Source organism: Yersinia aldovae ATCC 35236, from assembly GCF_000173735.1.
Taxonomy (GTDB): Bacteria; Pseudomonadota; Gammaproteobacteria; order Enterobacterales; family Enterobacteriaceae; genus Yersinia; species Yersinia aldovae.
In genome coordinates this window covers 87,816-100,439 of sequence record NZ_ACCB01000008.1, presented here as the reverse complement: position 1 = coordinate 100,439, position 12,624 = coordinate 87,816, and the positions used below count along the sequence as shown (strand labels likewise).

Genomic DNA, 12,624 nt, shown 5'->3' with positions numbered 1-12,624 from the left:
CACAGATTTACCATAAATAGTTGTGTAGTAACGAGTTGTGATGCTGGTTCTCGCTAGAGAAATGAATTTTTGAATATTGCCATACCAACTTGTATTTTATTCTACCTACTGTTGTTGCTGTCGAGAAACGCCAAAAAAGCATATTTATGTAGAAGAGATTGAAGCTAATATTTCTGTGGATGGATGTGATTTTTTCGATAAGGGTCAGTCTATTATGGGGTATATGTCACCATTACTCATTAAGTCTCGGTGCTAAATACGTCATCTGAGGGCGACCCATTCGATACTGTAAGCAGTTTTGGTTAAAGTTTTCTTGTAGTGGCATAGTTAATCAAGCAGGCAGGGCAATTGCCTTTCGTGATTGAGGTGAGCACTGATAACGGAGTATATGTTATCGCCCATGCTGACTATCCTTCAGATGAATACATTTATGATAAGCCTATCAATACACAGTTAGTATTGTGGAATCGTAAACGCCTGAATGCTGCCATGAAGGGAGAGTTTTATGAAATTGCAGGGGCGGATAAATTTATTTTCGGTCATACGCCATTAGTTAAGCCGTCATTGTTTAAAAATCAGCTTTATATTGATTCCGGTGCCGTGTTCGGTAATGTGCTGACCTTGATTCAAATCCAGTAAGTATTAACTAAAGTGGTTTTTTGACGGGCGAGTAGCCTCGACCCGTTTTGATTTAATTCTAATCAGAATGAGATAAATCGTGATGTATACTTATTGAGCAACAGTGCGCGAGATAGCAACACCGAGGCGGCAAATACTGATAGCAGCAACGTGAATCTTAATGTGATATCGGATAAGTTATATGCACTGGAAATAAAATAGAAAATACCGTCATGTAATATGTACACCCCAATCATCGAAGGACTAATATAAGCCAGTGTCTTCTTTATCCATTCATATTTAGTGTCAAAATTATCAAATATGACAAACAGGCATAAACTCAGAATTAAAACGTGCATGTTATCAAGGAAGTAGCCCGCATTCACTGTTTTATAGACATAAATCGACATAAAGCTTTCGTAGTAATACATCGATATAGCTGTCGGAATCAGAAGTACCTTCGCTATCACGCGAACTTTGGTTAATTTGGTGGCTTTCTGGCAAATTCTTGAGTAGAGGAAGCGGCCAGCTATATAGTAAAAAATCCAGGTCCAGAGACGGAAGTGTTGTGGAAAATCAATCAAGTAGGGACGTTCAGTGAATGCACTGACCAAATCGATAGTGATAGAGAAAATGACCAGACAAGAGAGGGTGATTATTGCTGTCCGATTACTTTTTAATACTTTGGATATTATTGGGTTTATGAGATAGATGATAGCAATGCTGAATAAAAGCCAGCTTTGTAGGAAATAGCCGCGCTTGAAACCATCCTCATTGATAAAGTAGAACAGGACGTTCCAGAAGATAATAATAGTTATGATCGATTTTAATTTTCTCAGTATATCCTGTTGGTCTATTTCGTCGCTGGAATCTATATAACCAATGATCATAAAAAACAGTGGCGTAGCGATAATCGAGAGGAAGTAAAGGACACTCATCACTTCTCCCCCCAAAAAACACTGTTCAGTACAGGTTTTACTGGCGGAATAGAAAGTGACTGCAGAAAAACAGCTTAATGTTTTTAGAGCATGTAAACCGACGTTTCTCATAAAGTAGTTTGACTTACGCTAAGGTTAAAAGAAAGATGCAGCTTGAAAGACCGCACGGTTGGCATCAGAAAACCTTTCCTATTCAGACTACTTTTATAGTTTTGCACACAATGTTCGTGCTGTCACGCCTACCAAACTTAACGATTGATAAACCAATCATAAATATACATACAAGAAATACCTCAAACATAAAAAGACATTTCCTACATATTGAGGTGCTGACATCCTATATCTCTACTGTTCTCTTAGTGGTTAAATGAGTAAAAGGGATGTGCTAAGTTATCTTGATGATTTGTAATGATATTCTACCTCATTACAAGCTGCTGAGCATGAACAATTCATGGGGTGCAAAAGCACCGATAGGCGTGGTCAATATGATAAGCTGCATGATAGTCGATAATGATAAATATCAAACACTGGGTATGGTCTCTATCGTAAAGAAAATATTTGCATCTTTAGGATTTAAAAAAGAGATTAAATTCTACCGGAAAGCTTTCTATTCAGCAGATGTGATTTTTATCGGTGTCGACGAGTTCAGTTTTTTTGAGGCGCTTAAGCGTCTGGACAAAACGCCTACTGAAGCAGACGTTTTTTTGATTTGCGACGGCAGACTGAATAGCTTTTTACAAGGTATTCCAAGGTTTAGTAACGTTACTATGATTTTTAGAGAAGATTCGCTGGATACGGTGAGCAACAAAATCGCTACTGTATTAAAGCGGCGACTTCGTGGGCTGACTGAGAGCCTAATCGAGCGTAAACCATCTGGCGTGCTCATTGGCGCCTCTTCAGAGCGCCAGTATTTAACACCGAATGAAAATATTGTACTAAAACTCTTTAATGAGGGTTTTTCAGGTGGAGATATCGCCAGGATTTTGAAAAAGAGTGAAAAAACTGTCAGTGGTCAAAAGCGTTCAGCAATGAAAAAACTTGGTGCTCGCACTGATGTAGAACTAATTAAGATGTTTATGTTTAAGTAAGCAATATAAAAATAGAATTGGATTTGTCGTTAGTTCTACCGTCAATGTTAGAGAATATCAGAGGGATGCTCTTGCGTTAGCGGGCAGGGATGCCAGCGCCAAATCTCGGGGATTACCCGGCAGCCCCAAAGGCATTTGGGGCTGTTTACTGGTAGAGAATAGCCAGTAAATCAGAATAATCTCCTGTAATTCATCAAATACTCTTCAACTTAGCCATAGTGCTATCAATATCGACTTCGTGCTCAGAAAATGTATAAGTTACATTTTGAAATGTTGTTATCGATAACATTTTCAATGACACGGTCTTCTGCGAAATATCTTCCTCTTGTGGGCGAATTTTGTTCATCAATAAATTTACCGATAAAATGGTATTAGCTTTATCAACTTCCGCTTGAGCAGGCACTTCTTTAGTGAAGGTATTGAATGACTTGATGCTGGTCAGCTTAATTCTTTCATTAGCGATAAAGATGTATTTACTCTCAATTGCTACTTTTACAGCGAACGCTGATAGCCCTTTGGTGTTAGTTGTTGGTTCAAAGGTCACTTCAGCGCCTTTCTTAATCATCTCGGGATTAGCAACTTTAATAATGTGAAAATAACGGTTATCGCCGTTTTCATCGGTGATAAAACCAAAGCCTTTATCTTCAAAAAAAGTTGTTATTCTACCGTTCATCATGCATCTCATATTAGTGTATCCAATGGTCGAGTATGATACAGGTGAATGGCTTTCAGATATAGTCTGGCAACTGAGCAACGTATTTTAAAGGGGCATTAGAGTTAACTGCTAAAGGCAAAAAGTGTGGCTTTCTGTGCTGCTTTCAGGCCAGAGAAGTTGAGTTTTTCACTTTTTGTCTCTTTTTTGTGATCTCGGCTGTGGACAAAGAATGGTTCTATTGCTGTACTGTACTTGACACAATTTTTGTGTCCAACATTCACGTAAAGGTAAGTTTGATGTCTAAGATTAAAGGTAGCGTTAAGTGGTTCAATGAGTCCAAAGGTTTCGGCTTCATTACCCCAGAAGATGGTAGCAAAGACGTTTTCGTTCATTTTTCTGCCATCGCTAGCAATGGTTTCAAAACCCTTGCTGAAGGTCAGCGTGTAGAATTTGAAATTACGAACGGTGCCAAAGGGCCATCTGCTGCTAATGTTATCGCTATCTAAGTAGCTCACTATTTTTTAAAACCCGCCTCATCAGGCGGGTTTTTTCTGTATTTTTGCAAAGCAAAGAGGAGAGGCAGCTCCCAATAAACGCGGATTAACGAACGTATCTGAGTTAAAAAAGATAGATTTTAAAAAAAATGACTGTAACCAACAGGCAAAAAATGGTCGTCAGCCATTCAATAGATGTTTTAGGCAACCCAAACATAGTGATATCCGGCACATCAGTTACCCTATTGGTCAACTGTTCTCTGCTAAATGATTATCCGGCTGCCAGATTAAGAAAACATTAAGGCAACATAATCAAGGTGGTTATTTTTCCCATGCCCACTTTTAGGGCGAAGGATTAGATTGCGCGGAACGTGAGATTACCTGGCAGTTAGTAATCTTATTTATTGCGCTGCGAATTGATTAACCAGCATAAAGGCCAGAAATGTCATGGCAAGCGAACCCGCCAGATTGAGCAAAATAGTCCCTGCTGCCCACGCTAATTTACCCTCTTGAATCAGATAAACCACCTCGACAGAGAAAGTGGAGAATGTCGTCAGACCACCACAAAAACCGGTTGTAATCAGTAATTTCCAAACAGGATCAATATGAGTAACTCGGGTGAAAATGGCTAAGGCCAGTCCAATAACAAAGCCGCCTACCAGGTTTACAGTTAATGTTCCGATCGGCACATTGGCAGACAAGCCGTTTAACTTCGTACTGACTAGCCAGCGCGTTACACTGCCTGCGCCGCCACCAATAAATACAGCAAGTAATGTACTAAACATAAATACCTTTTTGAATGTATACCCATCTCATGGGTATAACCCCAACATCGCCACATAGACATGTAGACTAAATGGGGGCCATCATAAATCGTTAGAATATATCATTAAGTCTTTGGGATGGGTTGATACTCAACTCGCCAACTCAATACGGTTACGGCCATTATCTTTGGCCAAATACAGGGCAGCGTCTGCCGCTTTTAGCCATTGCTGATAGTTAACCATGTCGTGTCTATAGTCTGCAATCCCTGCGCTGAGCCTGAGTTGCAGGGAGGGGGCATGTTTGAATATTATTTCACCCAATCTTATTTGTATACGCGCTAATACTTCGCGTGTTTGTTCTGCGGTAGTATTGGGTAAAATCGCACCAAACTCATCCCCACCATAGCGGCCAACGATATCGATAGCGCGTAATCCCAGTAATAACTCTTCGGCCAGAATAGTAATAGCTTCATCCCCTACGGCATGTCCGAAGGTATCGTTAATAGATTTGAAGTTATCAATATCCAACAGAATAAGAGTGGCACCATGTTGGTAACGGCGGCAACTATCGAATTGATTATGAAGTTGATGTTCCCAATGTCGGCGGTTATACAGCCCGGTTAACCCATCTCTTACACTAATGCGTAGCAACTCTTCTTTACTTTCAGCCAGCCGTTTTGCCGTGCGGTAAGTGACTAATCCGAGTAGGGAAGGGTAGATAATTATCATCGGCAAGCAGGCATAAACCTGAGTCGGTGTGGTTTCAGGTTTAAACGGCAAATTAAATAACCATGAGGTTAATAAACTACAGGCGATTTGCAGTGCCAGCCCCTTATAAAAATATTCTTACCGCCGGACGCAATATTATTCATACTCATCATTGACAGAATAACGATTGAGGGGAGGGCATTAAATGACATTAATGCAACCCAGACCCCGCCTATTGCTGAGTCAATTTTCATGTTGGTTGTTTCTTGCTCAAACGGTTGTTCAGAGCGTGCCGCCAGCAGATATGCAATATGTGGCCATATTAATCCATAAACAGCCAGCAGCAGCCATAGCCACAGTGGCGTGTCTTGGGTATAGAGCACTGACGCGACACAAAACATGCCAATGCCTAAGCCGAATGCTCGGGGTAAATAAGTCCTTTTGGCAAAACTCAATCCCGATCGACGAGTATTTATTCTTGCTGAATAAGGCAATTGGCGGCACCCTCTTTCTTTTTTCCCTGGGGGGATGTTAACGGCAATATCTCATCCGGAAAGAGTCAAAAATTGAGCAAGACAGACCCTTGTGTAAATCATAGTTCACTAACGAAATCTGTTACATATTACATTTGTTTAAATCGGTAATTTATTCGTAAATAGGCCATGATTTGACTATATCCAAAGTAAGTGACGTTGTAGCCAGGCCGCCAAGGTGTCCATCTCACTGCAATTTCAACTAACAAGGATATATTCACGGTTTAATGAATAGAGCTAATTGAGAAGGTGAGTATGGAAGGTATCAGCATTACCAAATTATTGGTGGTCGGCATATTGATCGTGTTGTTGTTTGGCACCAGTAAATTACGCACATTGGGCGCAGATCTGGGGGCGGCCTTGAAGGGGTTCAAAAAAGCTATGGGCAATGATGAGACGCCTTCAACAGGTGCTATGTCAGAAGCTAAAACGGCAACTGAAACCAAAACGGCCCCCCCTGTTGAGCACAAGGACTGATCCTCTCTGGGCATTCAAACCTGAGAACGACGTAAGAGTCGCTATTGTGCCTTATCACCAGAATAGCTATCAACAAGCCTATCCTGGTTGATAACAAAAACGGATCTCCATTGGAAATCCGTTTTTGTGTGTCTGTCGTATAAGGTGTAATAAATTATTTCAATAATGCTGGGCTGGATACACATTCAGGCCCGATGTGCTTATTTGACCTCCAAACCTTTGGCTTGCAGGTCAGCATGGTAAGAGGAACGGACAAACGGGCCGCAAGCGGCATGGGTAAAGCCCATCGCCATTGCTTCAGCCTTCATTTCGTCGAACTCAGCCGGGCTGACATAGCGTTGCACCGGTAAGTGATGGCGGCTCGGCTGCAAATATTGGCCCAGCGTCAACATCGTGACCCCATGACGGCGCAAATCATGCATCACCTCAACGATTTCGGCATTAGTTTCACCCAAACCAACCATCAAGCCTGATTTTGTCGGAATATCCGGATGGGCTTCTTTGAAACGCTCCAGTAGCTTCAGTGACCACTCATAGTTAGCACCAGGGCGCACCTGGCGATAAACCCGTGGCACGTTTTCCAGGTTGTGGTTAAACACATCCGGCGGCGTAACGGTCAGAATCTCGAGCGCGCGATCCATACGACCACGAAAATCTGGCACCAAGGTTTCAATTTTAATGGTTGGATTTTTGGCTCGAATTGCTGCAATGCAATCGGCAAAATGCTGAGCACCGCCATCACGCAGGTCATCCCGGTCAACCGAGGTGATAACCACATAGCGCAAGCCCATATCCTGAATGGTCTGAGCCAGCTTTTGCGGCTCATTGGCATCGGGTGTCGTTGGGCGACCGTGGGCCACATCACAGAATGGGCAACGGCGGGTACAAATCGCGCCGAGGATCATAAACGTTGCCGTACCGTGGTTAAAACATTCAGACAGGTTGGGGCATGAAGCCTCTTCGCAAACCGAATGCAGGCCGTTTTTACGCATCGCAGCTTTAATGCCCTGAATGCGGCTGGAATCAGCAGGGAGCTTGATTTTCATCCACTCGGGTTTACGTAACAGCTCCTGACGTTCAGTTACCACGGTTCTTACCGGGATCAACGCCATTTTGTCTGCATCGCGGTATTTAACGCCGCGTTCCATCTGAATCGGTTTACTCATAATCGTGCAGGTTCCAGTTATGAATCTCTCAACTTGAGATTTTTCATTAAATTCAACGGGATGTGGCTTTCGTTAAAAAATATTTGAAAATTGTTTAAAAATTATATCATTTTAACCCTGCCCATTCAGCCCCCAATTTTCGTTGTTACTTGTGACTGGTACGGTGCTGGCAGCTTAAGTTGCGTAATTTACAATGGGTCAGATGATAAATAGTCAGTCAGCGACCACACCTGCTGCTCGGCCTCTGGATAACCCAACTGGCGGGTGAATTCACGCGCTAATATCGGTTGAACGTCGGTAACGGTTGTTCCCGCAACCAGCGTGCTGACCTGCGTCATCTGCATTCCCGCATAACCGCAAGGGTTGATGCGCTGGAACGGTTCCAGATCCATGTCGATATTCAGCGCCAGGCCATGAAACGAGCAGCCCCTGCGGATGCGCAATCCCAGTGAACATATTTTCTGCTGACCGACATAAACGCCGGGGGCATCTGGGCGGGCCTGTGAATCAATGCCGAAGTGGGCCAGAGTTTGGATGACGGTATTTTCAATGGCGGTCACCAACTGCCTCACTCCTAACTTGGCCCGCTTGAGGTCAATCATGATATACATGACCTGCTGGCCGGGGCCGTGATAGGTAACTTGGCCGCCTCGATCACTTTGGATAACTGGAATATCACCGGGCATTAGAACATGTTCGGCTTTTCCTGCCTGACCCTGAGTAAAGACTTGTTGATGCTCAACCAGCCAGATTTCATCTGGAGTAGCGTCAGTGCGGAACTCAGTGAAATTATGCATGGCTTGAGATACGGGAGCATAGGGCTGTAACCCCAGCTGACGTAAAATGATCGTATGTTGTTGCAAGCGAGGCATCGTCTGGTTACAGATATGGTGGCGTCAGTATACCAGCCCAGCGGTATGGGGCTACTGTTTTGATGTTTGAAAAAGCGGTTTTACTGTCTGAAAAGTATGGATGGATGTTTTGCATGTCAGACTTGGTAATTAAAAATAAGGCCCGATACGTAAATAAACGGTTCGGGCCAAGTGAATAGCGCGGATATTTTGCGTCGGCAAAATGGGCTGAACTACAGTACCATCCGCACCAGTTCAAGTTCAGCTAGCTCCTTGTACAGGGTTTCCACTTGATCAATATGGATGGCTGTAATGGTGATGGAGACAGAGTGAAAATTGCCTTTGCTGCTCGGTTTTATCTGCGGGGTATAATCACCTGGAGCATGGCGCTGTACCACTTCTACCACCTGGTCTACCAACTGTGGTTCAGCAATGCCCATGACCTTGTAGGTAAAAGAACAAGGGAACTCAAGCAGTTCGTTCAGTTTAGTTTTCATGTGCGCTCCTGGGGTGTTGACGGACAGATGGTTGCCGGACGGGGTCTGGGATAACGAAAAAAGTATCCGGCTATAAAAATTATAACTCCCGCCGGAGCGGGAGTTATACATTATTTATAATATGGAGATTATTTTGTGGCTTTCAAGCTCATCGACTAACCGAACCAGCGGTGGAACATCAGTTTGATGTAATCCACCATGCGGCTGAAGAACCCGCCTTCTTTAACTTCGTTCATCACCACTAATGGGCGTTGATCGATGGTTTTGCCATCTAACTGGAAGTTAATCATGCCAACAACCTGGTTCTTCGCCAATGGCGCATGAATCTCTGGGGTATTTAGCACATAACTGGCTTTCAGGTCTTTCATTCGGCCGCGTGGGATAGTCAGGTATGCATCTTTATCCACACCTAGCTGCACCCGGTCGCTGTCACCGAACCAGACTGGTTCTGAAGCAAACTCTTTACCGACTTTCAGCGGTGCGACGGTTTCAAAGAAGCGGAAGCCCCAAGTCAGCAGCTTTTTACTTTCAGTTTCACGGCCTTTATAGGTGTGACCACCCAATACGGCTGAGATTAAACGCATTTGACCATCGGTAGCTGATGCCACCAGATTATAGCCAGCAGCTTCAGTATGGCCGGTTTTAATACCATCAACATTTAAGCTGGTATCCCACAGTAAACCATTGCGGTTCATCTGACGGATATTATTGAAAGTGAATTCTTTCTCTTTGTAGATGGCATATTCATCTGGCACATCACGAATCAGTGCCTGACCAATCAGAGCCATATCGCGCGCAGAGCTATACTGACCCTCTGCATCTAAACCGTGAACTGTTTTGAACTGGGTATTTTGCAGGCCCAGTGCTTTAACGTAGTTATTCATCAGGTTAACGAATGAATCCTGACTGCCAGCAACGTAATCAGCCATAGCAACACAGGCATCATTGCCGGATTGCAGGTTGATACCGCGAGTCAGTTTAGACACGGGCACCCGGTCGCCGGGTTTCAAAAACATCAGCGAAGAGCCTTTGAACTCTGGGTTACCCGTCGCCCAGGCATCTTTACCCACGGTAACCATATCTTCCGGCCCGATTTTGCCTGCTTTAATGGCCTGCCCGATAACATAGCTGGTCATCATTTTGGTCAGGCTGGCTGGGTTGCGGCGTGCATCCGCATTCATTTCTGCCAATACTTTACCGGAGTTGTAATCAATCAGAACGTAGGCTTCAGCATCAATCTGTGGCACGCCGGGGATCATGGTTTTCAAATTGACGTCATCAGCGTTAGCAGCTGAAGCTGCGCTCATAACAATAACAGTACCGAGCGCCAGGCTCTTGATAATGCGAGAAGTAGTTACATATTTCATGATCAAGACAACAACATCCGTGGGAGTAAGTTAAATACGTGCCACACTATACCATAGCCTGCTGACTTGACGCTGTAGCCTTGCTGCAACGCCAACTGATTTGGCTATACATTTATGTGGCGTTTATGCTTTTAACCGTAACATCCTGTTTGCACAGAGAGTTACGGTTATTTTCATCTGATGAACCTTAAATTGCTACAAGGCATGTCTGCCTCTTGGCGAATATTTAAGGTGCCGCGACAACAAATGATTGCTGCTGCGCTTCGCTCGACAAGCGCTGCTGTAATTCAACGGCTTGCTGGCGGCTGCTAAATGGCCCTAACTGAACCCGATGCACGCTGCCAGTGCTGGTCACTTTACCCGGTACGCTAAAGCGCTGACTCAGACTTTCCTGCCAGCTTTGCGCTCTTTGTGCATCACTCAGAGCACCGACTTGAACAACATACCCACCTGATGCGACTGCGGCAGGTGATGTCGCGGCGACGGATGAGGTCACGGGACCGGGGTTAGCAACAACTGGTGGCCGTACCGCTTCGGAACTTATGACCGGTTGCGCGCTGACGGTTGGCTCTGCACTTTCCAGCACACCGGCAGGAACCGGCGTGGCGGCTCGCAGGAAGCCGCTGCTCTGCGGTGCTACCGGTTGAGTGGCATCTGCTCCGGATAAATTACTGTTATCAATAGGGCGCACCGGGGCGCTGATTACTGGAGCATCCTGCTGGATAGGGGTACCCATACCGCTGGAAGCCAGATTAGGGCGGTCAGGTAAGGCATAACTCTGTTTGGCGATCGTGGTGCCAACCATACCAGGGCCGGATAACGAACCATCAGGTGCCACATTGATAAAATCAATCTTCACCTTGGTATTATTCGAGATATTTAGGCGGTCAGCGGCCGCTTTAGATAAATCAATCACGCGGCCCGGTGTGTAAGGGCCACGGTCATTAACGCGCACTACAATTTGACGACCATTGCTGACGTTGGTGACCCGGACATAGCTTGGAATGGGCAGCGTCGGGTGAGCGGCGGTCAGTGCATTAGGATCAAAAATCTCGCCGGTGGCCGTGGCGTTACCGTTAGCTTCTTCGCCATACCAGGCCGCGAGGCCAACCTGAGTGAAGTTTTGTGGATCTTTGATAATACTGTAGGACTGGCCGTTCGCTTTATAATCCTGATTAACATTAGGATTAAAGGGTTCATAGCGAGGCTCGGCTCCACCAATCTCTTCAACCGGGCCGTTGTAGGTTTGTTGTACTTGTTGCTGGGGGGCCGGAGGCTGACTGGTACATGCTGACAACAGCACGCCTGCGATGCCGACCCAAAGCCATTCCTTACGCATTGCTCACCTCTATAAATTCTTGGATAACATTTTTCGATGAGTATGTATCGACATCACGATACCAAACCCGGCCATCAGTACTATCAGCGCCGAGCCTCCGTAGCTGACCAAAGGCAAAGGTACGCCAACTACCGGTAAAATTCCACTGACCATTCCTATGTTAACAAACACATAGACAAAGAGTATCAGCATCATACCGCCCACCATGACCCGGCCAAAGGTGGTCTGTGCATGGGCGGCAATCACCAGGCCGCGCATAATGACACACAGATAAAGCCCCAATAGCACCAGTACGCCAATCAAACCGAGTTCTTCTGCCAGTACAGCAAAGATGAAGTCGGTATGGCGTTCCGGTAAGAATTCCAGTTGTGACTGAGTGCCGTGCAACCAGCCTTTGCCCGATAACCCGCCAGAACCAATCGCAATTTTAGACTGAATAATATGGTAACCGGCTCCGAGCGGATCACTCTCTGGGTCCAGTAACATCATCACGCGATCCCGCTGATAACCGTGCATCAGGAAGAACCATAGGATAGGAATAAATCCGGCCACCAATACTGCCGCAATGCCGATTAGACGCCAGCTCATGCCTGATAGGAACAAAACAAACAGGCCCGAAGCGGCAATCAGAATCGAGGTGCCAAGGTCAGGCTGAGCGGCCACCAGCAAGGTTGGCATAAAGATCAAAATCAGCGCGATACCGGTATTTTTCAATGATGGCGGGCAGACGTCACGGTTCATAAAGCGAGCCACCATCAGCGGAACGGCAATTTTCGCAATTTCAGAGGGTTGGAAACGGATAAAACCCAAATCCAGCCAGCGTTGAGCGCCTTTACTGATCTGGCCAAATGCATCTACCAGTACCAGTAAAATCACACAGACAAAATAGAGATAGGGTGCCCAACTTTCATAGACGCGTGGCGGGATCTGAGCCATCACTAACATGACAACCAGGCCGATAGTAATTTGGCCTACTTTGCGCTCCATCATACCGATATCTTGCCCGCTGGCGCTCCACATCACAAAGGCGCTATAAGCTAGCAACGCCAGGATGCAAATCAGAAACGGCAGGTCGATGTGCATTTTGTACCACAAAGAACCTTTTTGTTGATTATCAGTCATGAGTTGC

The 12,624-nt window shown here is 45.2% G+C and carries 12 protein-coding genes and 2 pseudogenes; 4 read left to right on the top strand and 10 right to left on the bottom strand.

Annotated features, from left to right (window positions below):
* Window positions 1-327: 327 nt before the first annotated feature.
* Window positions 328-639, top strand: a pseudogene (locus YALDO0001_RS05820) (metallophosphoesterase family protein); the annotation flags it as partial.
* A 62-nt stretch (window positions 640-701) separates the two neighbouring features.
* On the opposite strand, the gene YALDO0001_RS05815 reads toward YALDO0001_RS05820, so the two are convergent.
* Window positions 702-1,667, bottom strand: coding sequence for an acyltransferase (locus tag YALDO0001_RS05815; protein ID WP_004700834.1), 966 nt, complete (start codon window positions 1,665-1,667; stop codon window positions 702-704).
* 386 nt (window positions 1,668-2,053) lie between these two features.
* Here YALDO0001_RS05815 and YALDO0001_RS05810 point away from each other — a divergent pair, with 386 nt between their 5' ends.
* On the top strand, window positions 2,054-2,644 hold the full coding sequence (locus YALDO0001_RS05810) for a helix-turn-helix transcriptional regulator (RefSeq protein WP_042839476.1): 591 nt from the start codon (window positions 2,054-2,056) through the stop codon (window positions 2,642-2,644).
* 193 nt (window positions 2,645-2,837) lie between these two features.
* On the opposite strand, the gene YALDO0001_RS05805 is transcribed toward YALDO0001_RS05810, so the two are convergent.
* Window positions 2,838-3,317 carry a cold-shock protein gene (locus YALDO0001_RS05805; RefSeq protein WP_004700830.1) on the bottom strand — a complete coding sequence of 160 codons (480 nt, stop codon included), beginning with the start codon at window positions 3,315-3,317 and terminating at the stop codon, window positions 2,838-2,840.
* Window positions 3,318-3,595: 278 nt separating this feature from the next.
* On the opposite strand from YALDO0001_RS05805, the gene cspE reads away from it, so the two are divergent.
* A complete protein-coding gene (gene cspE / locus YALDO0001_RS05800; RefSeq protein ID WP_002210315.1) occupies window positions 3,596-3,805 on the top strand; it encodes a transcription antiterminator/RNA stability regulator CspE in 210 nt (69 codons plus the stop codon).
* 389 nt (window positions 3,806-4,194) lie between these two features.
* Here the strand turns inward: cspE and crcB are convergent, their stop codons facing one another.
* Window positions 4,195-4,578 carry a fluoride efflux transporter CrcB gene (crcB, locus tag YALDO0001_RS05795; protein ID WP_004700823.1) on the bottom strand — a complete coding sequence of 128 codons (384 nt, stop codon included), beginning with the start codon at window positions 4,576-4,578 and terminating at the stop codon, window positions 4,195-4,197.
* 129 nt (window positions 4,579-4,707) lie between these two features.
* Window positions 4,708-5,759: pseudogene (locus tag YALDO0001_RS05790) on the bottom strand (diguanylate cyclase).
* Window positions 5,760-6,053: 294 nt separating this feature from the next.
* Here YALDO0001_RS05790 and tatA point away from each other — a divergent pair.
* Entirely contained in the window at window positions 6,054-6,275 is a 222-nt protein-coding gene (tatA, locus tag YALDO0001_RS05785) for a Sec-independent protein translocase subunit TatA (protein ID WP_004700817.1), read from the top strand.
* Between the two features lie 200 nt (window positions 6,276-6,475).
* Here the strand turns inward: tatA and lipA are convergent, their stop codons facing one another.
* The 6 genes from lipA to mrdB all read right to left on the bottom strand — a co-directional run bounded on the left by lipA (window position 6,476) and on the right by mrdB (window position 12,617).
* On the bottom strand, window positions 6,476-7,441 hold the full coding sequence (gene lipA / locus YALDO0001_RS05780) for a lipoyl synthase (protein ID WP_004700815.1): 966 nt from the start codon (window positions 7,439-7,441) through the stop codon (window positions 6,476-6,478).
* A 188-nt stretch (window positions 7,442-7,629) separates the two neighbouring features.
* The gene (lipB, locus tag YALDO0001_RS05775) at window positions 7,630-8,313 is read right to left on the bottom strand and encodes a lipoyl(octanoyl) transferase LipB (protein WP_004700813.1); all 684 of its coding nucleotides are present in this window, start codon (window positions 8,311-8,313) and stop codon (window positions 7,630-7,632) included.
* A gap of 212 nt (window positions 8,314-8,525) precedes the next feature.
* Window positions 8,526-8,789 (bottom strand): DUF493 family protein YbeD, encoded by a 264-nt coding sequence (ybeD, locus tag YALDO0001_RS05770; protein WP_004700811.1) that lies wholly within the window; start codon window positions 8,787-8,789, stop codon window positions 8,526-8,528.
* Between the two features lie 155 nt (window positions 8,790-8,944).
* Complete coding sequence (gene dacA, locus YALDO0001_RS05765) at window positions 8,945-10,156, bottom strand: D-alanyl-D-alanine carboxypeptidase DacA (protein ID WP_004700809.1); 1,212 nt, start codon at window positions 10,154-10,156, stop codon at window positions 8,945-8,947.
* Window positions 10,157-10,382: 226 nt separating this feature from the next.
* Window positions 10,383-11,495, bottom strand: coding sequence for an endolytic peptidoglycan transglycosylase RlpA (rlpA, locus tag YALDO0001_RS05760; RefSeq protein WP_004700808.1), 1,113 nt, complete (start codon window positions 11,493-11,495; stop codon window positions 10,383-10,385).
* A gap of 9 nt (window positions 11,496-11,504) precedes the next feature.
* Window positions 11,505-12,617, bottom strand: a complete 1,113-nt coding sequence (gene mrdB, locus YALDO0001_RS05755) for a peptidoglycan glycosyltransferase MrdB (RefSeq protein ID WP_004700805.1) — start codon at window positions 12,615-12,617, stop codon at window positions 11,505-11,507.
* Between the last annotated feature and the right edge of the window lie 7 nt (window positions 12,618-12,624).